Annotated in this window: 20 protein-coding genes, 1 tRNA gene and 1 riboswitch; of the genes, 17 read left to right on the forward strand and 4 right to left on the reverse strand. The window is 67.7% G+C overall.

All coding sequences use genetic code 11. The features are described 5' to 3' along the window. The first annotated feature begins 92 nt into the window (after positions 1-92). Positions 93-190: riboswitch (TPP riboswitch) on the forward strand. From AC6EUH_RS14885 to AC6EUH_RS14935, 11 genes are all read left to right on the forward strand, one after another. Continuing rightward, positions 173-1,840 carry a bifunctional hydroxymethylpyrimidine kinase/phosphomethylpyrimidine kinase gene (locus AC6EUH_RS14885; RefSeq protein WP_499739139.1) on the forward strand — a complete coding sequence of 556 codons (1,668 nt, stop codon included), beginning with the start codon at positions 173-175 and terminating at the stop codon, positions 1,838-1,840. (Overlaps the previous riboswitch by 18 nt.) Before the next feature lie 353 nt (positions 1,841-2,193). Beyond that, a complete protein-coding gene (gene rplU / locus AC6EUH_RS14890; RefSeq protein ID WP_024368343.1) occupies positions 2,194-2,502 on the forward strand; it encodes a 50S ribosomal protein L21 in 309 nt (102 codons plus the stop codon). A gap of 61 nt (positions 2,503-2,563) precedes the next feature. Continuing rightward, positions 2,564-2,827, forward strand: a complete 264-nt coding sequence (gene rpmA, locus AC6EUH_RS14895) for a 50S ribosomal protein L27 (RefSeq protein ID WP_009372867.1) — start codon at positions 2,564-2,566, stop codon at positions 2,825-2,827. 116 nt (positions 2,828-2,943) lie between these two features. Continuing rightward, the gene (obgE, locus tag AC6EUH_RS14900) at positions 2,944-4,533 is read left to right on the forward strand and encodes a GTPase ObgE (RefSeq protein ID WP_056429798.1); all 1,590 of its coding nucleotides are present in this window, start codon (positions 2,944-2,946) and stop codon (positions 4,531-4,533) included. Continuing rightward, complete coding sequence (gene proB / locus AC6EUH_RS14905; RefSeq protein ID WP_082492685.1) at positions 4,523-5,716, forward strand: glutamate 5-kinase; 1,194 nt, start codon at positions 4,523-4,525, stop codon at positions 5,714-5,716. The genes obgE and proB overlap by 11 nt, the downstream gene beginning before the upstream one ends. Before the next feature lie 26 nt (positions 5,717-5,742). Continuing rightward, a complete protein-coding gene (locus AC6EUH_RS14910) occupies positions 5,743-7,146 on the forward strand; it encodes a glutamate-5-semialdehyde dehydrogenase (protein WP_499739140.1) in 1,404 nt (467 codons plus the stop codon). An 80-nt stretch (positions 7,147-7,226) separates the two neighbouring features. Next, on the forward strand, positions 7,227-7,466 hold the full coding sequence (locus tag AC6EUH_RS14915) for a hypothetical protein (RefSeq protein ID WP_056429796.1): 240 nt from the start codon (positions 7,227-7,229) through the stop codon (positions 7,464-7,466). A 55-nt stretch (positions 7,467-7,521) separates the two neighbouring features. Beyond that, positions 7,522-8,166, forward strand: a complete 645-nt coding sequence (nadD, locus tag AC6EUH_RS14920; protein WP_056430062.1) for a nicotinate-nucleotide adenylyltransferase — start codon at positions 7,522-7,524, stop codon at positions 8,164-8,166. 7 nt (positions 8,167-8,173) lie between these two features. Continuing rightward, entirely contained in the window at positions 8,174-9,487 is a 1,314-nt protein-coding gene (locus AC6EUH_RS14925; protein WP_499739141.1) for a hypothetical protein, read from the forward strand. Between the two features lie 103 nt (positions 9,488-9,590). Next, positions 9,591-9,992 (forward strand): ribosome silencing factor, encoded by a 402-nt coding sequence (gene rsfS, locus AC6EUH_RS14930; protein WP_056429794.1) that lies wholly within the window; start codon positions 9,591-9,593, stop codon positions 9,990-9,992. A gap of 142 nt (positions 9,993-10,134) precedes the next feature. Further along, a tRNA-Ala gene (locus AC6EUH_RS14935) sits at positions 10,135-10,207 on the forward strand. A gap of 116 nt (positions 10,208-10,323) precedes the next feature. Here the strand turns inward: AC6EUH_RS14935 and AC6EUH_RS14940 are convergent. Next, positions 10,324-10,845, reverse strand: a complete 522-nt coding sequence (locus tag AC6EUH_RS14940) for a DoxX family protein (RefSeq protein ID WP_499739142.1) — start codon at positions 10,843-10,845, stop codon at positions 10,324-10,326. Between the two features lie 87 nt (positions 10,846-10,932). Here AC6EUH_RS14940 and AC6EUH_RS14945 point away from each other — a divergent pair, with 87 nt between their 5' ends. The 4 genes from AC6EUH_RS14945 to AC6EUH_RS14960 all read left to right on the forward strand — a co-directional run bounded on the left by AC6EUH_RS14945 (position 10,933) and on the right by AC6EUH_RS14960 (position 15,057). Further along, positions 10,933-11,286, forward strand: a complete 354-nt coding sequence (locus tag AC6EUH_RS14945; RefSeq protein ID WP_056429792.1) for a zinc ribbon domain-containing protein YjdM — start codon at positions 10,933-10,935, stop codon at positions 11,284-11,286. Between the two features lie 5 nt (positions 11,287-11,291). Next, complete coding sequence (locus tag AC6EUH_RS14950; protein ID WP_499739143.1) at positions 11,292-12,449, forward strand: NAD(P)-binding domain-containing protein; 1,158 nt, start codon at positions 11,292-11,294, stop codon at positions 12,447-12,449. 44 nt (positions 12,450-12,493) lie between these two features. Beyond that, a complete protein-coding gene (locus AC6EUH_RS14955) occupies positions 12,494-13,720 on the forward strand; it encodes a class I SAM-dependent methyltransferase (RefSeq protein ID WP_499739144.1) in 1,227 nt (408 codons plus the stop codon). Positions 13,721-13,854: 134 nt separating this feature from the next. Next, positions 13,855-15,057, forward strand: a complete 1,203-nt coding sequence (locus AC6EUH_RS14960) for an ROK family transcriptional regulator (protein ID WP_499739145.1) — start codon at positions 13,855-13,857, stop codon at positions 15,055-15,057. A gap of 43 nt (positions 15,058-15,100) precedes the next feature. Here AC6EUH_RS14960 and AC6EUH_RS14965 read toward each other — a convergent pair whose 3' ends face one another. After that, entirely contained in the window at positions 15,101-15,304 is a 204-nt protein-coding gene (locus AC6EUH_RS14965) for a hypothetical protein (RefSeq protein ID WP_499739146.1), read from the reverse strand. A 434-nt stretch (positions 15,305-15,738) separates the two neighbouring features. Here AC6EUH_RS14965 and AC6EUH_RS14970 point away from each other — a divergent pair, with 434 nt between their 5' ends. After that, entirely contained in the window at positions 15,739-16,728 is a 990-nt protein-coding gene (locus tag AC6EUH_RS14970) for a methylenetetrahydrofolate reductase (RefSeq protein WP_056429784.1), read from the forward strand. 27 nt (positions 16,729-16,755) lie between these two features. Next, on the forward strand, positions 16,756-19,098 hold the full coding sequence (metE, locus tag AC6EUH_RS14975; protein ID WP_499739147.1) for a 5-methyltetrahydropteroyltriglutamate--homocysteine S-methyltransferase: 2,343 nt from the start codon (positions 16,756-16,758) through the stop codon (positions 19,096-19,098). Between the two features lie 102 nt (positions 19,099-19,200). Here metE and AC6EUH_RS14980 read toward each other — a convergent pair whose 3' ends face one another. After that, entirely contained in the window at positions 19,201-19,968 is a 768-nt protein-coding gene (locus tag AC6EUH_RS14980; protein WP_499739148.1) for a hypothetical protein, read from the reverse strand. A 39-nt stretch (positions 19,969-20,007) separates the two neighbouring features. After that, positions 20,008-20,514, reverse strand: coding sequence for a DUF2004 domain-containing protein (locus AC6EUH_RS14985; protein WP_056430052.1), 507 nt, complete (start codon positions 20,512-20,514; stop codon positions 20,008-20,010). Positions 20,515-20,601 lie beyond the last annotated feature (87 nt).

Genomic DNA, 20,601 nt, shown 5'->3' on the forward strand with positions numbered 1-20,601 from the left:
TCAGCAAGGCCGCGGGTGCGGTCCGGCCGGCGTAGCAATACGCCTGGTTCGGGCCGTGCCCGCGACTTCGTTAAGGCATGCGGCTAGGCTGGATCCCTGACACGGGGTGCCGCGCATCGAGCCGGCTGAGATCCAGACCCGTTGAACCTGTCCGGCTAGTACCGGCGAAGGGATGTCTCTCGTGACCACCGCCTCATCGTTTCTTCCGCCTGTCCCTGCTCTTTCGGCGCCCCGGATCCCGCGGGTGCTGGCCATCGCCGGCTCCGACCCCTCCGGCGGCGCGGGGATCCAGGCCGACCTCAAGAGCATCGCCGCACACGGCGGCTACGGCATGGCGGCCATCACCGCCCTGACCGCCCAGAACACCCGCGGCGTCAGCGCGGTCCACGTCCCGCCGGCGGCCTTCCTGACCGCCCAGCTGGAAGCCCTCAGCCAGGACATCACCATCGACGCCGTCAAAATCGGGATGCTGGGGGACGCGTCCGTGATTGACGCGGTCCGCAGCTGGCTGGAGAAGACCCGCCCCGGCGTCGTGGTCCTGGATCCCGTGATGGTGGCGACGAGCGGCGACCGGCTGCTGCAGGAGGCGGATGAGGCGGCGCTTCAGGCGCTGCTGCCGTTCGCGGACCTGATCACACCCAACCTCGCCGAACTCGCGGTCCTGCTCGGAGAATCTGCCGCCGCGGACTGGGCCGCTGCGCTGGACCAGGGCAAGCGGCTCGCCGCCAGGACCGGCACGACGGTCCTGGTGAAGGGCGGCCACCTCGACGCCGGCAACGGCGGCAGCGGCGCCGACGCCAACGCTGGTGACGGGTGCCCCGATGCTCTGGTCAACACCGTTGGGCTCCTGGCGCAGGACGTCATCGTGGTGCCGGGGGAGCGGGTACACACCCGCAACAGCCACGGCACCGGGTGTTCGCTGTCCTCGGCGATCGCCACCGTGCAAGCCAGAAATACCGTTCAAGCGAGAAGTACTGCCCAACCCGGGAGTGCAGGGCAAGCGAGTAAGACTTTGCAGGCAGGGCCGGGGGACTGGGAGGCCGCGCTCCGCGAGGTCAAGCCCTGGCTGCGGGAGGCGCTGCGCGCCTCGGAGGCTCTCGACGTCGGAACCGGGAACGGACCGGTCCATCACTTCCACCACGTCCAGCGGCACACCCAGGACCATGGCACCATCGTGAGGGAACCGGCCGAGGGTGAGTTCGCCGTCGCGCTCCGCGAAGTGGCCGCCCCCGACCTTGAGGCGATTTACGGACTGGAGTTCATTAAGGCCCTGGCCGACGGGTCCCTTCCGGAGAAGGACTTCGCCTACTACCTCGGCCAGGACGCGCTTTACCTCAACGGCTATTCCCGTGTGCTGGCGCGCGCCGCCGCGATCTCACCCACTGAGGCGGAGCAGCTCTTCTGGGCCCGCTCCGCGCAGAACTGCCTCGAAGTGGAATCGGAGCTGCACCGGACCTGGCTGAGTACCCGCCCGGCCCAGGTAACGCCCGGACCCGTCACCAAGTCGTATGTGGACCACCTGCTGGCCGCCTCGGTGTCCGGCAGCTACGGGGTCCTGGTAGCCGCCGTGCTGCCGTGCTTCTGGCTCTATGCCGAGGTCGGGGAGTCCCTGCACGCCCAGTTCCTCGCCGCGGGAGCACCGGAGGCACATCCCTACGCCGTGTGGCTGGCCACCTACGCGGACGAGGACTTTGCCTCCGCCACCCGGCAGGCCATCGCGTACACCGACGCCGCGGCGCGGTCGGCCTCGGCGGGCGAGAGGCACGCCATGGCTCTGGCTTTCCGGCAGTCCGCCCGCTACGAGGTCGAATTCTTCGACGCGCCGCGGCTGCACGCCTGACCGTGGTGACCGGGAGGAGCCTGTACGATAGGTGGGCACGGTTCCGGAAGTCGTTGCGGCAGGCTCTGTCCATACAGAGTGGCGCCTATCACGTACCTCACTCCGGAACCAGCCTCATTTGCGGCCGAAGGCAAAATTAGCGTAGTCTAGACCTTCGGTGCTTACGCCAACACTTGGGTTATGACCTTGAGGACTCTCCGCTCGATTTCGGGTGCGATTGTCCACGGGATAGCTCATGGGTTCCCTTGGGGAATCCACCGGCGTAGAGGCACAGCGTGAGCCGGACCAAACACATTGGACCCAGGTTCCGCACGCAAATCTAGTAATAAACGTCGAGAGAAGTGAGTTCCCCAGTGGTGTACGCGATTGTCCGCGCAGGCGGCCGCCAAGAGAAGGTTTCCGTTGGAGACTTCGTTACCCTGAACCGCGTCCCCGGTGGAGCCGGCAGCACCTTTGAGTTGCCCGCACTGCTCCTGGTAGACGGTGACAAGGTTACGTCTGCAGCTTCGGACCTGGCCAAGGTAAAGGTTACGGCTGAGATCCTTGAGGACCTTCGTGGTCCCAAGATCGTCATCCAGAAGTTCAAGAACAAGACCGGCTACAAGAAGCGCCAGGGTCACCGTCAGGAATTGACCAAGGTCAAGATCACCGGTATCAAGTAACTAATCGTTACTGTTCAGGTTTTCAGCAGATTCCCCAGAATTTTAAGGCAGGCATTTCCAAATGGCACATAAAAAAGGCGCGAGCTCCACTCGCAACGGTCGTGACTCGAACGCCCAGTACCTTGGCGTCAAGCGCTTCGGCGGCCAGGTAGTTTCCGCAGGCGAGATCATCGTCCGCCAGCGTGGCACCCACTTCCACCCGGGCGCCGGCGTAGGCCGTGGCGGCGACGACACCCTGTTCGCTCTGACCCCCGGCGCTGTCGAGTTCGGCACCCGCCGTGGTCGTCGCGTTGTGAACATTGTGGCTGCTGCAGCTGCAGAGTAACAACAAGTCTTAAATCGGTGGGGCGGGCCATTAGGTCCGCTCCACCGGTGTTTTAACCGCATTACAATCATCTTGGGCGTCTTCGGACCCCGAGGAACAGCACTGAGGAGATCCACGTGGCTAGCTTTGTAGACCGGGTAGTACTGCACGTATCCGGCGGTACCGGCGGCCACGGTTGTGTCTCCGTCCACCGCGAGAAGTTCAAGCCGCTGGGCGGCCCCGACGGCGGCAACGGCGGCAACGGCGGCGACGTCATCCTGCGCGTGGACCCCCAGACCACCACTCTGCTGGACTACCACCACGCCCCTCACCGGCACGCCACCAACGGCGGCCCCGGAATGGGCGACTGGCGGGCCGGCAAACACGGCGAAACCCTGATCCTTCCGGTCCCGATTGGCACCGTGGTCAAGTCCAAGTCCGGCGAAGTCCTCGCGGACCTCGTGAGCGAAGGCGCAGAATACGTTGCCGCAGCCGGCGGCATCGGCGGACTCGGCAACGCCTCGCTGTCCTCGCAGAAGCGCCGCGCCCCCGGCTTCGCGCTGCTCGGCATCGAAGGCGAATCCAGCGACGTTGTCCTGGAACTGAAATCCATCGCCGACATCGCCCTGGTGGGCTACCCGTCCGCCGGCAAATCCAGCCTGATTGCGGCCATGTCCGCCGCGCGGCCCAAGATCGCCGACTACCCCTTCACCACCCTGATCCCGAACCTGGGTGTGGTCCAGGCGGGCGAGGTGCGCTTCACCATCGCCGACGTCCCGGGCCTCATCGAAGGCGCCAGCGAAGGCAAGGGCCTCGGCCACCACTTCCTGCGCCACGTTGAGCGCTGCGCCGCGCTCGTCCACGTCCTGGACTGCGGCACCCTCGAATCTGACCGGGACCCGCTCTCCGACCTCGCGGTCATCGAAGCGGAACTGGAAAAGTACGCGGTGGACATGAGCTACGCGGGTTCCGACGGCGAAGTGGTTCCGCTGAACCACCGCCCCCGCCTGGTCGCCCTCAACAAGGTGGACCTGCCCGACGGCAAGGACATGGCCGAATTCGTCCGCCCCGAGCTCGAATCCCGCGGCTACAAGGTCTTCGAGATCTCGGCCACCAGCCACGAAGGCCTCCGCCAGCTCGGCTTTGCCATGGCCGAAATCGTGCAGGCCGCCCGCGACGCCGTCGCCGCGGCCCCGCCGAAGGTGCAGGCCCCGGTCCTCAAGCCCCGCGCCGTCAACGAATCCGGCTTCAAGATCCGCCGCGAAGAGAAGAACCTTGAGCCGCTCTTCCGCGTCCTCGGCGACAAGCCCGTGCGCTGGGTCAAGCAGACCGACTTCACCAACGAGGAAGCCATCGGCTACCTCGCCGACCGCCTGGCCAAGCTCGGCGTCGAAAACGAGCTCTTCAAGCAGGGCGCCAAGCCCGGCGACATGGTGGTCATCGGCGAGGACGACGGCGTCGTCTTCGACTGGGAGCCCACCATGATGGCCGGCGCCGAACTGCTGGCCGCGCCCCGCGGCACCGACGTGCGCTTCGCCGACATCGGCGACCGCCCCACCCGCGGACAGAAGCGCGACGAGCAGATCGAACGCCGCGAGGCCAAGGCCGCCGCCCGTGCCGAACTCGAAGCCGAGCGCAAGGCCGGCATCTGGACCGAGTCCGTCAGCGGACGCCGGGCCGCCAAGCCGCTCAAGGAGAGTGGACTGGGCGCAACCGATGACGAGTAAAGCCGTCACTGACCGGGCCGGGGCGCTCACCCCGCGCCAGGCGTCGGACGCCGCCGCATCGGACGCATCCGCGCCCGACCGCTCCGTGCTGTCCGGGGCGCGCCGGATCGTGGTCAAGGTCGGATCCTCGTCACTGACGTCCATCAGGGGCGGCATTTCGGAAGAGGCCCTGACCGAGCTCGCCGACGCCCTGGCACACAAACGCAACGCCGGCACCGAGATCATCCTGGTGTCCTCCGGTGCGATCGCCGCCGGGCTGGCCCCGCTCGGGCTCGCGAAGCGCCCGCGCGACCTCGCCACCCAGCAGGCCGCCGCGAGTGTGGGCCAAGGCCTGCTGATGGCCCGCTACACACACGCCTTCGGCGCCCACGGGGTCACCGTCAGCCAGGTGCTGCTCACCGCCGAAGACTTCATGCGGCGCAGCCAGCACACCAACGCCTTGCGTGCCCTTGACCGGCTGCTGAACCTCGGCGTCGTGCCTGTGGTCAACGAAAACGACACCGTCGCCACCCACGAGATCAGGTTCGGCGACAACGACCGGCTCGCGGCCCTCGTGGCCCACCTGGTCCGCGCCGACGCGCTCGTGCTGCTCTCCGACGTCGACTCCCTCTACGACGGCCCTCCCGCGCACGGCGCACAACGGATCCCGCATGTGGCGGGTCCGCAGGACCTCGACGGCGTGACCATCGGGCGGACCGGCAAAGCCGGGACCGGCACCGGCGGAATGGTCACCAAGGTCGAGGCGGCCACCATCGCCGCCGGTTCGGGCATCCCCGCACTGGTCACCTCCACCGGCAACGCCGCCGCCGCGCTTGCGGGAAAGGACGTGGGAACCTGGTTCTCCGTCAACGGCTCCCGCAAGCCCGTCCGCCTCCTCTGGCTGGCGCACCTCGCATCCGTGGAAGGCACCCTCGTGCTCGACGACGGCGCCGTCAGGGCCGTGCGCGACCGCCGCACCTCGCTGCTGCCGGCCGGTATTTCCGCCGTGCACGGACACTTCGAGGCCGGCGACGCCGTCGAGATGGTCTCGCAGGACGGCACGGTGATCGCCCGTGGCCTGGTGAATTACGGCGCTGCGGAACTCCCGCAGATGCTGGGCCGCTCCACAAAGGAACTCGGCAGCAGCCTCGGCCGCGGATATGACCGGGTTGTTGTTCATGTTGACGATCTGGTGCTGGTCTAAGCTCCCTGCTCGCCTAAACTGGAACCATGACTGAGGCCCTGACCCCCCGCTCTGCCCTGCTCGCCGAGAAGCTGTTCGCCGAAGGTCTGCTCCCCGCGGACGGCCCGGCGGAAGGCAGCACGGAGCCCGGCGCGGCAACCTCGCCGGATGTCCCCGGCGCCCGCGAAGAAATCGACGTCGAGGCAGCCGTCCACGCCATTGCCGACCGCTCGCGCCACGCCGGCCGCAGGATGGCCCGCGCCAACCGGGCCTGGAAGGACCGCGGACTCCGCGCCATCGCCGCCGCGCTGCTGGAGCGGAAGGCCGGAATCCTCGCCGCCAACGCCAAGGACGTTGCGGCCGGCAAAGCCAACGGCACGTCCGCGGCGATGCTGGACCGTCTCACCCTCACGGAGGCCCGCATCCAGGGCCTCGCCGCCGCGCTGGAAAACCTCGCCAACCTGCCGGATCCCGTGGGCAACGTGGTCCGTGGCCAGACCCTGCCCAACGGGCTGCGGCTGCGCCAGGTCAACGTGCCCATGGGTGTCGTTGCTGCCATTTACGAGGCCCGGCCCAACGTCACCGTGGATATCGCCGGGCTGGGACTGAAGAGCGGCAATGCCGTCATCCTGCGCGGCGGCACCGCCGCCGCCGCCACCAACGCCGCCCTGGTGACGGTGCTGCGGGACGCCCTCGATTCGGTGGGCCTTCCCGCCGACGCCGTGCAGAGTGTCGACCAGTACGGCCGCGAAGGCGCCAACGCCCTGATGCGCGCCCGCGGACGGGTCGACGTCCTGATTCCCCGCGGTGGCCGCGAACTGATCCAGTCCGTCGTGACCAACGCCAAGGTTCCCGTGATCGAGACCGGCGAAGGCAACGTGCACATCTTCCTGGACGCCTCCGCGAACGAGGAAATGGCCGTGGAGATCCTGGTGAACGCCAAGACCCAGCGGCCCAGCGTCTGCAACACCGTGGAAACCCTGCTGGTCCACTCTGCCTCAACCGTGCTGCCCGCCGTCGCGGCCGCCCTGCGCGCCAAGGGCGTCACGCTTCACACCGACGAACGGACCCGGGCCGCGCTGCCGGCGTCAGTCGACTCCGTCCCCGCCACCGATGAGGACTGGGCCACGGAATACATGGACCTGGACCTCGCCGTAGCGATGGTGGACAGCCTGGACGAGGCCGTCAAGCACATCCGCACGTGGTCCACCGGCCACACCGAAGCGATCCTCACCAATGACCTCGGCAACGCCGAGCGCTTCATCGCCGAGGTCGATTCCGCCGCCGTGATCGTGAACGCCTCCACCCGCTTCACCGACGGCGGCGAACTGGGACTCGGTGCCGAGGTGGGCATTTCCACCCAGAAGCTGCACGCCCGCGGCCCGATGGGACTGACGGAACTGACCACCACCAAGTGGATCGTCCAGGGTGAGGGCCAGATCAGGGCCTAGCAACGCTGTAACATGGAACAGAAGTCCGGAACGGCGGGGGTATCCGCCGTCGTCAAATTTTGAACTCACTAGGGGAGAACATGCTGTCGCAGCAGATCGCCACCATCATCGCCGCCGCAGGCGAATCAGGCCACGAGGAACTGGCGCCGCTGATTGCACCGCCGTTCGTCATCGGCGGCGTCATGTTTGCGGTCCTGATGATCATGCTCTTTATCACGCTGTCCTACTCCAACCTGGGTAGGCGCCACGAAGTTGTCGAGGAGCACGCGGATCCGCACCGCCAGCACCCGAACAAGCACGATCACGGCCAAGGGCACTAATATTTCCGCCACCGTGAAGCAGCGCGGCGCCAAGCGCCGCCTGCGTCTGGGTGTGATGGGTGGCACGTTTGACCCGATCCATCACGGCCACCTTGTCGCGGCCAGCGAGGTCGCGGCCAAGTTCGACTTGGACGAAGTGGTCTTCGTGCCCACGGGGCAGCCGTGGCAGAAGATGAACAAGTTGGTCAGCGAGGCCGAGCACCGCTACCTCATGACCGTGATCGCCACGGCCTCAAACCCCCGCTTCACCGTCAGCAGGGTTGACGTGGACCGGCCGGGGCCGACCTACACGATCGATACCCTCCGGGACCTGCACACGCTGCGCCCCGACGCGGACCTGTTCTTCATCACCGGAGCCGACGCCCTGGCCCAGATCCTGTCGTGGAAGGATATCGACGAACTGTGGTCTCTGGCGCACTTCGTCGGCGTCACCCGGCCCGGCCACGTCCTGGACGGGATGGGCCGCAAGGACGTCAGCCTTCTCGAGGTTCCCGCCATGGCGATCTCCTCGACCGACTGCCGCACCCGGGTGGCCGCCGGGAACCCCGTCTGGTACCTCGTGCCCGACGGCGTGGTCCAGTACATCGCCAAGTACGGACTGTACGGGGGAGATCCGGAGACCGGAGACACCTCCGCCGGCAATGGCGCCGCACGCTATGACCGAAGCACCGAGATAGCCCAACCCGCCAGCACCGAATGAGTTTGCAATGAGTCAGGAACAGCCACCAATCCGCAGCCGTCGCGAACTGCGACAGGCCAGAGATGAACGCCTGGAAGCGAACCAGGAGGCCGGCACCCCGGGTGCCGCCGCGGTTCCCCCTGCCTCAAATGTTCCAGCCTCGAAGGAGCCCGCGCCGACGGCTCCTGATTCCGGAGACCCGCGGCCAGCCGACGTTGTAGACCCCGGAGAGCCCACCGAGGCCGAGATCACCGGCCGCCGCCGCATTCCGGGCCCCGCCGACACAGTACGCAGCACCACCGGCTCCGAACGGTCCTCCCAGGTCCGCGCCCGGGACCGGGCCACGCTGCGCACCATCAAGGAACTGGCCGAAAAAGAAGGCAACCTTGCCGGGGGCGGACCGCCCACCCGGCGCCAGCTGCGGCTGATGCAACTGGCGGCGGAAACAGCCCCGGCCACTTCCGCCAACATGATTGTGCCGGCTTCTCCGCGCACGCGGTCCACGCCGGTTGTTACCCAGCCCGGGGCAGCCGGGGGAGCCCGTCCCGGTGTTGAGTCCGTTCCCGCCGGCGGTGGCCCCGACGGCGGCGCCGGACCCACCGGCGGTCAGGGTCCCGAGGGAATGACCGTGGAGCAGGCCCTGGCCGCACGCGAACTTCTGGCCCAGCAGGCCCAGAACCAGCTGGCCAAAATGGAGCACATCAACGCCACGGACCCCGACGCCGTCGATCCGGCCGTTCTGGCGGAGCAGATCGCCCTCGCCGAGCGGGCCGCCGTGCTGAACCGCCGCGCCGCCGCCAAACAGAAACTGGCCGAGCAGAACAACAAGCCGGAGCCCGTGCGGAACGATCCCACCACGGCCAACAACCTGGCCATGGTCACACCCCTGGAGTTTGTCCAGGTCCCCGGCGTGGAGCGGCCCGTCATGAAGCGCCCTGCCACGACGCATGTTCCCGTCGCCACCAACCCGGGACCCCGGGTCGAGCAGCCCCGGAAGTCCGGCAACCGCCGTCCGGCGTCGTCCCGCCAGCGGACTGCGGCATCCGCAAGCAGCCGCGGCGGGGTGCTGGCCCGCGCCGAGGCGGCCGCCAAGGCCGCCTCCGCGCCCCAGGCCACGTCGACGCCGGCGGGAAATCCGGCCGCGGTCCAGCCGGAGGAGGACTTCACCGGCAGGATGCCCGTCGCCGCGAATGCCGCCAACGGGCTCGAACCCCTGGACGCCGCTACCGCCGGCCTCGGCCGGGCGCGCCGGCTCCGCCTCGTGCAACTGGTCGTGCTGATTCTCGGCGTGATGGCCCTGATCGCCGGCATCACCCTCATTGTTACCGGCCTATCCGGCTAGGCAACTACCGTTCCAGGCTCTGCTGTCCTGGCAGCCGGCCGCTCCACTCATTTTCACAACACAAGCTTTTCGCCCAACAACTTTTCACCCAACAAGGAGTCCCGTGACTGCAACAGAATCATCCATCGCCACAGCCCGCCACGCCGCCCGAGCCGCCGCGGAGAAACTGGCCGAGGACATCATCGCAATGGACGTCAGCGAACGGCTGGCCCTGGCCGACATCTTCCTGATTGCCTCGGCACCGTCCGAGCGCCAGGTCAACGCCATTGTGGACGGCATCGAAGACGAACTTTCCAAGTTCGAGCTCAAGCCGATCCGCCGTGAAGGACGTTCCGGCGGCCGCTGGGTCCTGCTGGACTACGGCGACATTGTCATTCACGTCCAGCACGAGGAAGACCGTGTGTTCTACGCCTTGGAGCGTCTCTGGAAGGACTGCCCGGTCGTGGACCTGCAGCTCGGGGACGACGCGTCCGCGAAGGCAGCAGCAGCATCCGAATCGGAGTAGCAGCAGGGCGGGAAAATCGGAATATGCCCGATTTGGAATTTTCCGAAAGGCTGTTCTAAGATATTTGAGTTGCTTCGGAGAGATCCGGACAAAGAGCCGGAGCCGAAAGCGCAAGCTGACGGAGTCGGAGCAACGAAAATTCGGGGCTGTGGCGCAGCTGGTAGCGCACCTGCATGGCATGCAGGGGGTCAGGGGTTCGAGTCCCCTCAGCTCCACCGAAGAGGTCCTGCTCATTGAGCAGGGCCTCCTTTGTTTTGCCGGGTTCGTGACTATCCGGTGCCCGTGTTTTGTTGGTGCCAGTGTTCGTCGGGCGGGCTGCCCGCGGACCTGGTCACTTGCCGGTTTGGCGGGCTTTCCGGGACTGCCGCCACTCCTTCCAGGCGCCCGTGGACCACAGGGCCCACACCACCAAGAGCGGCTGGAACAGCAGCCGGATTCCGCGGCTCTGGTCCGAATTGAGGCCGAACGAATCGGTGCCCGTGGCGAACTGCGAAATGTTGCCCGGGAAGACTGCCACAAAGAACGCCGCAACAACCCAGCCCAGCGCCGTCCGCCTCCGCCTGAGCAGCAACAGGGCCGCGCCCAGGGCGATCTCCACGAGTCCGGAAGCGACCACGATGAAGTCCCGGTCCAGCGGCAGCCACGGCGGCACCTGCGCGTAAAACGCCTCCCGGCTCCAGCCCAGGTGGCTGACGCCGGCCAGGATGAGGAACCCGCCCAGCAGCAGCCGGCCGGCGGTACGCCAGCCCGGGCCCAGCCCGGCATCACCGTTGTGGGACCGGGCAGGACCGGTTGGTTGGGCCGGACCGGTTTCCTGGGCCGGACCTTCGGATTGATCTGGACTGTCGGCCATAAGGCGCCGCCTTCACGTGGGGTGAGAGCAGCTTAGCAATGCGGCCCCGCTGCCCCTCCGCCCTCCCGCTCGACTAACATTGGGGGCGTGAATGAGACGTTGCCCCCGTGCCCCGAATGCTCCAGCGAGTACACCTACGAGATGGGGGCGCTCCTGGTCTGCCCGGAGTGCGCGCATGAGTGGTCGGCCGCCGTCGAGCAGGAGCCCGGTGACCAGGAAGCGAAGCCGATCAAGGACGCCGTCGGCAATATCCTCGCCGACGGGGACACCGTCACCGTGGTCAAAGACCTCAAGATCAAGGGCAGTTCCACTGTCATCAAGGTGGGCACCAAGGTCCGCGGGATCCGGCTGGTGAACGGCGTCGGCGACCACGACATTGACTGCAAGGTGGACGGCGTCGGTCCCATGCAGCTGAAATCCAGCGTGGTCAAGAAGATCTGACCAGCATGTCCGCAGGGATGGACGGCCGGGTCCGGTCCGCCGACGTCGTGGTGATCGGCGCGGGCCAGGCCGGGCTCGCCGCCGCTTACCACCTGCACCGCCGGGGCTTTCTCCCGGCCGGAACCGCACTGGAGGCCCGGAATCCTGCCGGGCCGGTGAGGAGCTACATCGTCCTCGACGCCGAGGACGGCCCCGGCGGGGCGTGGCGCCACCGCTGGAAGAGCCTCCTCATGGCCACCGTGAACGGCATCAGCGACCTGCCCGGTATCCCGCAGCCGGCCGTCGACCCGGAAGAAGCCAGCTCGAGCTTCCTGGCCCGCTACTTCGGCGGCTACGAACAGCAACTGGGGCTGGCCATCGAACGGCCGGTCAAAGTCCGGTCCGTCGCGGCGGAGGACCACGACGCCGGCGGGCGGCTGAGGATCGCCACGTCAGGCGGCGACTGGTCGGCCCGCGCCGTCATCAACGCGACCGGCACCTGGACCAGGCCGTTCTGGCCGATCTACCCGGGCCGGGCGTCCTTCCGCGGACGGCAGCTGCACGTTGCGGACTACGTCTCGGCGGAGGAGTTCCGCGGCCGGCACGTGGTGGTGGTGGGCGGGGGCATCTCCGCCGTCGGGCTGCTGGACGAGATTTCCCAGGTCACCACCACCAGCTGGTTCACCCGCCGGGAGCCGGTCTGGCGGGACGCCGCGTTCGACCGGCAGGCCGGGCACGACGCCGTCGCCCTCGTCGAGGAGCGCGTGCGGCAGGGTCTGCCGCCGCAAAGCGTCGTCGCCGTCACGGGCTTGATCTGGACTCCTGCCCTGCGCGCGGCTGCCGCCCGGGGTGTGTTGGAGCGCCACCCCATGTTCACCGGCATCGAGCCCGGGGGAGTGCGGATGGCGGACGGGAGCTTCCTGGCCGCCGATGTCATCCTCTGGGCCACCGGATTCCGGGCCGAGCTCGAGCACCTCGCCCCGCTGCACCTGCGCGGCCCTGGCGGCGGGATCGCCATGGACGGCACCCGAGTGGCCGCCGAACCCCGGGTCCATCTGATCGGCTATGGGCCGTCCTCATCCACGATCGGCGCCAACCGGGCCGGGCGGGCAGCGGTGGCGGTCATCCTGCGTTTATTCGAGGAGCAGGATAAGTTTGCAGGGAACCTCAACCTCCGGGCCTGAACAGCCCGACTCACACCTGACTCACAAAAGGCGGCAGCTCGCGCGTGGCGGACAACACTCTTGATTCCCTCTTCTCCCGGATGGGCAGGTTCCCGGACGTGGAGGCGCCCAACCTGCAGGCCTGGGACGCCACGGACAAACTCCTTCTGGACACCGCCGCGGACTTGCTCGCTGCCGGAGCCCTCCACCCCGGCAGCCGGATCGCCGTCGTGGGGGACCGGTACGGTGCGCTGACCCTCGGCGCCCTCACGCTCGGCGCCTTCAACCCCGACGCCGCCAACCCCGACGCTAACTCTGACGCCGCCAACCCCGACGCCGCCGGCAGCAGGACCCGTCCCGTCCGCGTGCATCAGGACCTCATCACCGGTGAGCGGGCCCTCCGGCACAACGCCGAGAAGCTGGGCATCACCGGCGGCTTTGAACAGCACCCGCTGGGGCCAGGGCTCCTGTCGGGGGCCACCGTGGTGCTCCTCCAGCTGCCCAAATCCCTCGCGGAACTGGACGAGATTGCCGACGCCGTCACCCGCCACGCCGACCCCGGCGTCGTACTCCTGGCCGGCGGCCGGGTCAAGCACATGAGCCTGGGCATGAACTCCGTGCTGGAGCGTCACTTCAGCGAGGTCCAGCCCCAGCACGCCCGGCAGAAATCCCGCATCCTGCTGGCCCGCGGACCTCAGCCCACCACGGGCGCCCAGCCCTTCCCCGTCACCGAAGTCAACGCCGAGCTCGGACTGACCGTGTGTGCGCGGGGCGCCGTGTTCGCCGGCACCGGGCTGGATATCGGCACCCGGTTCCTGCTGGAGTTCCTGCCCCGGATGCCGCAGGCACGGCACGCCATCGATCTGGGCTGCGGCACCGGAATCCTCGCCGCCATGTACGCCCGCGGCAACCCCGGCTCCCGGGTCACGGCCACCGACCAGTCCGCCGCCGCCGTCGACTCGGCCAGGGCGACGGCGGAAGCCAACGGCCTCGCCGGTCAGATTGTGGCACTCCAGGACGACGCCATGGGTTCGCTGCCGGATGCCAGCGCCGATTTGATCCTGCTCAACCCGCCGTTCCACGTCGGAGCGGCGGTTCATGCCGGGGCCGGCGTCAAGCTGATCGAGGCGGCCGGGCGGGTCCTCGCACCGGGCGGGGAGCTTTGGACGGTGTTCAACAGCCATCTCCACTACCAGCCCGCGCTGCAGCGGCTGATCGGTCCCACCCGGGAAGTTGGCCGGAATCCGAAATTCACGGTGACCGCCAGCACCCGAAAATCTTCCGGTGTATGAAGCGGGCGTGTGGGCGGTCACACCCGCGTAACGTACGATTCTGGAATAAGCAGTGCGTGGCCAAAGACGTTTAGGGGTTATCAGTGACTGAGATCCGCCAGCCCTCACCGAGGCGCGGAACCAACTTGCCCCGCATGGGGGACTTTAACCTCACGGTAATCCTCGATGCCATCCGGCGTTCCCCGGCCGGCCTCAGCCGGGTGGAGCTGGCCCAGATCGTCGGGCTGTCCCCGCAGACGATTTCCAATATCTCCCGCCGGCTGCTGGACCAGGACCTGATCTACGAGGCAGGCAAGGAAGGCACCGGACCGGGCAAGCCCCGGACCATGCTCAGGCTCAAGTCGTCCGGCATGTACGCCGTGGGAGTCCACTTGGACCCGGCAGTGACCACGTTCGTGGTGCTGGACCTGGTGGGGGCCGTGGTGAAGCATTCGCGGATCAAGACCCCCGGCGGCAACCACCCCGGGGCCGTCATTGACACCATCGCCGCCGAAATCAAGCTGCTCATTGCGGATTCCGGCGTTGACCCATCCAAGATCGCCGGCCTGGGGATCGCCTCGCCCGGTCCGATCGACCTTGAGGAGGGCACGGTTGTGGACCCTCCGCTCCTGCTGGGCTGGGACCGGGTGCCGCTCCGCGACGCCCTGTCCGCGGCCACCGGGCTGTCCACCATCGTGGACAAGGACGTGACCAGTGCCGCCGTGGCCGAGACCTGGGCCGGCGGCCCCAGCGGCGCCGGCAGCTTCGTCTTTATGTATATGGGCACCGGAATCGGCTGCGGGATCGTACTGAACGACGAGGTGGTGCGCGGCACCTCGGGAAACGCCGGCGAGATCGGGCACATCATCGTCGACCCCGACGGGGCGCTGTGCGACTGCGGGATGCGCGGCTGCGTCAAGTCCACCAGCATTCCCCAGGTGCTGGTGGCCCGCGCCGTCGAAGCCGGGGTCCTGGACGGCCCCCTCGAGGCCGTGACCGGCCCCGCCATCCAGGAGAGCTTCGCCGAGCTGTGCGCCGCCGCGGCGGCCGGCGACCCCAAGGCGGAGGAGATCATCGACCACTCCGCCGTCCTGGTAGCCCGGGCAGTCTCGACCATCACCAATGCACTGGACGTGGACCGTGTGGTGTTCGGCGGGCCCTTCTGGAGCTGCCTCTCGCAGCGCTATCTGGAACGGGTCCCGGCGCTGGTCCGGGAAGGCAGCGCCACCCGGAAGATCCACGAGATCGAGGTGGTCGGCACCGGCGTCGGGGAAGATGTCGGCGCGATCGGCGCCGCCTGCCTCGTGCTGGAGCGCATGCTGGCACCCCGCTCGCAGCGCCTCCTGCTGGAGGGCTAGGGCCGCCGGAGGCTAGTGCCGGCCGGCTCCCGGGGCAATGGCGTCAGTCGATGTCCTCGACGACGGTGCCGAAGGGGAGCGATTCGTCCACGTGCGCCTGATGGCCGGTAGGGCCGCGGTTGTAGGACACCTTGACTCCGTGCGCCTTGTCCGCCGCCGACTGCATCAGAATGGGCCGGACCGTATTAACGAAACTCTCGCTCTTGCCGGCGAGATACTCCTGGTAGCTGGCTGGAAGCTGGATCATGGCAAAAGAATAGTCCTGCGCGGGCACAAAGGGGAGGGCTCCCCGTCCCCGGAAATCCGGACGCAGCCGGGCAGCCGCCGGGTGCGGTACCGGGCCTGTGGCGAACAATATTCTGCCCAGACATGAAATATGCCGTAAAAGTGCGTCTTAATTCGGAAGCCGACTTGATCCGCTTCCCGGGCGGCCCGTAGAGTCTTATCCAAGTTACCTCAGTAACGTGTCAGCGATCCTCCGCTCACGGCCAGCCCCACGGCGGCCCAGGAGGGTGTGGGTGCCCCCATGTGGGCCTGACATTTGCTCACGGACAACTTCGTATCAGGCGTAACAGTCGCGGCTGCGTCCTGCCGGTGTTTGCTCCGTGTTCCCCAAACTCAACTCACCGACAGCACCCGTATTCCGGGCCAAGCCGTCAGTGCTCACAGCCAAGGACGCAAATGTCTCCCCCTAGCCTTATTGACACCCACCCAAACCTGGCTGGCACGGCCCCCGTCGCCTTGTCCTATGAGCTCTTCCCGCCGCGGTCGCCCGCGGCGGCGGAATCGCTCTGGACCACCATCGGCGAACTGGAAAGCACGGACCCGGACTACGTCTCCGTGACCTACGGCGCCAGCGGCTCCAACCGGGACACCGCCGTCGAGCTCATCAACCGCCTCGTCCAGGAGACCACCCTGCGGCCGCTGGCACACCTGACCTGCGTAGGGAACTCGCCGCAGGAGCTCGCCGAGATCATCGGCGAACTGCTCGACGTCGGCGTGCGCGGCATCCTGGCCCTGCGCGGTGACCAGCCCAAAGACGGCGGCGTTCCGCCCGAGGGGTCCCTGCGCTACGCCCAGGACCTGATCGAGCTCATCCGCCGCGTCGAACAGCGCCGCTCCGCGCTGCTCTGCGCCGGCAAGGTGGCCGTCGGCGTCGCCGCGTACCCCACCCGGCACCCGGAGTCCCCGAGTGAGGCGCACGACGTCGAGGTGCTGCTGGCCAAGCAGCGCTCCGGCGCCGACTTCGCCATCACCCAGGTCTTCTTCCACACCGAGCAGTACGCGGACCTCCTGACCCGGGCCCGCCGTGCCGGCGTCACCATCCCGATCATCCCGGGCGTTATGCCGCTGACCAGCATCCGCCGGCTCACTCGCCTCGGCGAGCTGACCGGCGTCGAACCGGCCCCGGAACTGATCGACCGGCTGGCCGCCGCCGATACCGACGCCGAACGCACCCGGATCGGGGTCGGCGCCACCGTGGACCTGGCCAACGCGGCACTGGACGCCGGAGCCCCCGGTCTGCACCTCTACACCTTCAACGAACACTCGGCTGCGCTCGACGTGCTGGACAAACTCGCCCTGGCCCGTCCTCAACGAGGCAACCGGCACGGTGGCAACCGGCACAGTAGCCACCGCCCCACGGCCGGCCGCCGCCAGCTCGCCAGCTAACCTCACCACCAACATTTAGGACTTCCCATGACTGAAAAGAACACGCTCAACCCCACTCCGTTCCCGGCTGCCTCGATCCTGGGCTACCCGCGCATCGGCCGCCGCCGCGAACTCAAGAAGGCCGTGGAGGCCTACTGGGCCGGCAAGATCGACGCCACCGCCCTGGACGCCGCCGCCAAAGAGATCCAGCTCGGCACCGCCAAGCGCCTCCAGGGCCTGGGCCTCACCGAAGCCGCCGCCGTTCCCGGCACCTTCTCGTACTACGACCAGGTGCTCGACGCCGCCGCCCACCTCGGCGCCGTGCCGGCACGCTTCGGCAACCTCCTGGACGCCGACGGCCAGCTCGACATCGACGGCTACTTCACTCTTGCCCGCGGCAACAAGGACCAGCAGCCGCTGGAAATGACCAAGTGGTTCGACACCAACTACCACTACCTCGTCCCGGAAATCGGCCCGGAGACCACCTTCGCGCTGACTTCCAACCGCATCGTCGAGGAATTCGAATACGCCCTCTTCAACGGCGTCGAGACCCGCCCATATATCGTTGGCCCGGTCACCTTCCTCCTGCTGAGCAAGGCCTCCGATGACGCCCCTGCCGGCTTCAGCCCGCTGTCCCGCCTCGAGGACGTCCTCCCCGTCTACACCGCACTGCTGGGGAAGCTTGCCGCCGCAGGCGCCAGCTGGGTCCAGCTCGACGAGCCCGCCCTCGTGGTGGACCAAGACACCCCGGCCGGGGAAATCCAGGCCGCCGTCGCCCGCTCCTACGAGGTCCTCGCCGCCGCGGCACAGCGCCCGCAGCTGTTCGTCTCCACCCCTTACGGCGCGCTCAACGGCCAGCTGGGCACCCTCGCCGCCACCGGCATCGACGCCCTGCACCTGGACGTTTTCAAGGGCGAGGTTCCCTCCGCCGCCGCCCTGGCCGCACTGGGCAACACGACCCTGGTTGCCGGCGTCGTGGACGGCCACAACATCTGGCGCAATGACCTCGCAGCCTCCGCGGCCAAGATCGCCGAGCTGAAGAAATCCGTGGCCAAGCTCGCCATCAGCACCTCCACCTCCACCCAGCACGTTCCGCACGACGTCGACGAGGAGGTCCAGCTCTCCGCTCAGCTGCGCAGCTGGCTCGCGTTCGCCGACCAGAAGGCCGCCGAGGTTGTCACCCTCGCGGGCCTGCTGACCGACGAGGCAGCAGTCCAGCCCGCCATCGACGAGGCCACCCGCATCATCGCCTCCCGCGCCGCCGCCGACGGCGTCCGCCGGGCCGAGGTCCGGAACCGCACCGCCGCCCTGACCGGCGCCGACTTCAGCCGCTCCGCGTACGGGGTCCGCGAGGCCGCACAGACCGAGGCCCTTCACCTGCCGCCGCTGCCCACCACCACCATCGGCTCCTTCCCGCAGACCGGCGAGATCCGCACTGCCCGGGCCCGCGCCAACAAGGGCGAACTGAGCACTGAACAGTACGAGCAGCTCATGAAGGACGAGATCAAGCGCGTCGTGGAGCTGCAGGAAGAGCTCGGCTTCGACGTCCTGGTCCACGGCGAGCCGGAGCGCAATGACATGGTCCAGTACTTCGCCGAGAACCTCGAAGGCTTCGACGTCACGGTGCACGGCTGGGTCCAGTCCTACGGATCCCGCTGCACCCGCCCGTCCATCCTGTGGGGCGACGTCACCCGCAGCGCCCCGATCACGGTGGAGTGGGCCCGGTACGCGCAGTCCCTGACCACTAAGCCGATGAAGGGCATGCTCACCGGACCGGTCACGATCCTCGCTTGGTCCTTCGTCCGCGATGACCAGCCGCTGGGCGAGACCGCCAACCAGGTGGCCCTGGCCCTCCGCGACGAAATCGCCGACCTCGAAGCCGCCGGCATCAAGGTCATCCAGGTGGACGAGCCCGCCCTGCGCGAGCTCCTGCCGCTGCGCAAGGCCGACCAGGCCGCGTACCTGGACTGGTCCGTGAAGTCCTTCCGGCTCGCCACCGCCGGCGCCGCGGACGCCACCCAGGTCCACACGCACCTGTGCTACTCGGAGTTCGGCGCCATCATCGACGCGATCGACGGCCTCGACGCCGACGTCACCTCGATCGAGGCCGCCCGCTCCCGCATGGAGGTAGTCCACGACCTGGAATCCCACGGCTTCGGCCGCGGTGTGGGCCCGGGCGTCTACGACATCCACTCGCCGCGCGTCCCGGGCGAGCAGGAAGTCACCGAACTGCTCAGCACCGCCGTCAAGCACGTCCCGTCCCGCCAGCTCTGGGTCAACCCGGACTGCGGCCTGAAGACCCGCGGCTACGCCGAGACCGAAGAGTCCCTGCGCAACCTCGTCACGGCCACCAGGACGGTCCGCGCCGAACTGCTGGAAGCCGCCAAGTAGCAAGAGCCGGCGGCCGGGGGAGCGGAAATCCTCTGAGTGGTTGAGCCTGTCGAAACCCCGGTTTCGACAGGCTCAACCACTGGGGCGGGTGAGGACATGTCCTCAGACGTCCGCGCCTGCCCGCTCTTTCAATCGCCAGGCGCTGATAAGCAGCCAAACGGTCCAGACCACGGTGAGGAGTATCCCGAGCAGCGTCGGCACCGCGTTCGCGGCTGCGAATCCTTCGGTTCCAATGATCCATCCTTGCGCCAGATACGACACGCCGGATAGCCCCATAAGGATGCCGATTGTGCGGGAGACCCGGCGTGTGGCCACGATGACCACGCTGGAAATAATCAGGGCGCTTCCGAACAGGAAGCTGTGGTAACTGCGCATTCCCCACTCCAGCCAGCGGATTCCTTCCGCGCTGACAAAGCGCATTGCCTTCTCCGGCTCTGCAGCGGACGCCCAGGCATTCACGGCGTGCTTCAGGGCGACGCCGTCCACGGCCTGGAGCGCGCCATAGAGCGCAATGGAAACAGCCGCCGAGAGGGCGCCGAAACGGGCTGTCAGGGCCAGTGCACCGTGCGGCACATTCAGGGCGCCCAGCAGGGCAATCATTCCGCCGGCGAACAGGGCCATGCCTACGAACTGGCCCAGGTGCACCGCGGTCCAGATGTCGCTATGGGCATACTCGGTGAAGGAGGCAACGTGGTCGTTGGCGCTGGCCGCATCGGCATGAAACAAGCCGGCCAGCAGTGAAATCACGACGCCGCCAAAGATCAGCATCGCGGCAGTACGCAAATACCCTCTGTCCACCGTGCGCGATCCGGATCCCTCAAGGGGCACCGAACGCGTGGTGCCGCTGTCTCCTGTTTGGATATCGTCCATGGTGGCCGCCTTTGGTCGGCGCAGAGAAATAAGCCGGGGTCAGGATTCCCAGAGGATCTCGTCGTCCACGACGCCGTCCTCGTCCGCGGAGGCCACCAGCACCTCGTCGGTGAAGTGCGAGCCGAGGGTGAAGTCCAGGACGAAATAGCGTTCCGGCTGGCCGGGGAAGATGCCCACGTGGCCCAGCTTCAGCGCCTTGAGGAACACGGCGTCGGTGAGCTGGCTCTTATCCTCGACGCCGAACACGGTCCTCAGGTGCTCGTCCTTGATCGCGTTGCAGTGGAAGTGCCGGTACTCCTGGGGGCTGGTGCCGTCCTGCTCCAGTTCCTCGGCGATCATTTCCCGGACCTGGTCCACGAGTTCGGGCAGGAAGCGCAGCCGGTAGTCAACTTTGTGCATCGCCGCTTCGTCGAAGTGGTCATGCGCATTGACATTCAGGTCAAGCTCCACGATCTGGCCCGCCAGTTCATGCTTGGCGGTGAGGTTGTGGTCCCTCCCGTGGTTGAGCTCGACCTCTCCGAAGTGCTTGCTCGCTACCTTGTTCATATCTTCAACATAGTCCTCAAAACCGGCCCGTTCCAGCATTCGCAAGGTTTTATCCGGTACCGCACCCGGCCGGGCGCCCGCTGCCGG

The organism is Arthrobacter sp. 001422645, assembly GCF_059816125.1.

Excerpts from the sequence above, each read along its gene's own strand:
- AC6EUH_RS14885 (WP_499739139.1), top strand. The coding sequence starts at position 173 with ATGTCTCTCGTGACCACCGCCTCATCGTTTCTTCCGCCTGTCCCTGCT.
- AC6EUH_RS14970 (WP_056429784.1), top strand. The coding sequence starts at position 15,739 with ATGTCTCCCCCTAGCCTTATTGACACCCACCCAAACCTGGCTGGCACG.
- AC6EUH_RS14950 (WP_499739143.1), top strand. The coding sequence starts at position 11,292 with ATGTCCGCAGGGATGGACGGCCGGGTCCGGTCCGCCGACGTCGTGGTG.
- AC6EUH_RS14980 (WP_499739148.1), bottom strand. The coding sequence starts at position 19,968 with ATGGACGATATCCAAACAGGAGACAGCGGCACCACGCGTTCGGTGCCC.
- AC6EUH_RS14940 (WP_499739142.1), bottom strand. The coding sequence starts at position 10,845 with ATGGCCGACAGTCCAGATCAATCCGAAGGTCCGGCCCAGGAAACCGGT.
- AC6EUH_RS14925 (WP_499739141.1), top strand. The coding sequence starts at position 8,174 with ATGAGTCAGGAACAGCCACCAATCCGCAGCCGTCGCGAACTGCGACAG.
- rpmA (WP_009372867.1), top strand. The coding sequence starts at position 2,564 with ATGGCACATAAAAAAGGCGCGAGCTCCACTCGCAACGGTCGTGACTCG.
- nadD (WP_056430062.1), top strand. The coding sequence starts at position 7,522 with ATGGGTGGCACGTTTGACCCGATCCATCACGGCCACCTTGTCGCGGCC.
- AC6EUH_RS14910 (WP_499739140.1), top strand. The coding sequence starts at position 5,743 with ATGACTGAGGCCCTGACCCCCCGCTCTGCCCTGCTCGCCGAGAAGCTG.
- AC6EUH_RS14965 (WP_499739146.1), bottom strand. The coding sequence starts at position 15,304 with ATGATCCAGCTTCCAGCCAGCTACCAGGAGTATCTCGCCGGCAAGAGC.
- metE (WP_499739147.1), top strand. The coding sequence starts at position 16,756 with ATGACTGAAAAGAACACGCTCAACCCCACTCCGTTCCCGGCTGCCTCG.
- AC6EUH_RS14985 (WP_056430052.1), bottom strand. The coding sequence starts at position 20,514 with ATGAACAAGGTAGCGAGCAAGCACTTCGGAGAGGTCGAGCTCAACCAC.
- AC6EUH_RS14915 (WP_056429796.1), top strand. The coding sequence starts at position 7,227 with ATGCTGTCGCAGCAGATCGCCACCATCATCGCCGCCGCAGGCGAATCA.
- proB (WP_082492685.1), top strand. The coding sequence starts at position 4,523 with ATGACGAGTAAAGCCGTCACTGACCGGGCCGGGGCGCTCACCCCGCGC.
- AC6EUH_RS14960 (WP_499739145.1), top strand. The coding sequence starts at position 13,855 with ATGGGGGACTTTAACCTCACGGTAATCCTCGATGCCATCCGGCGTTCC.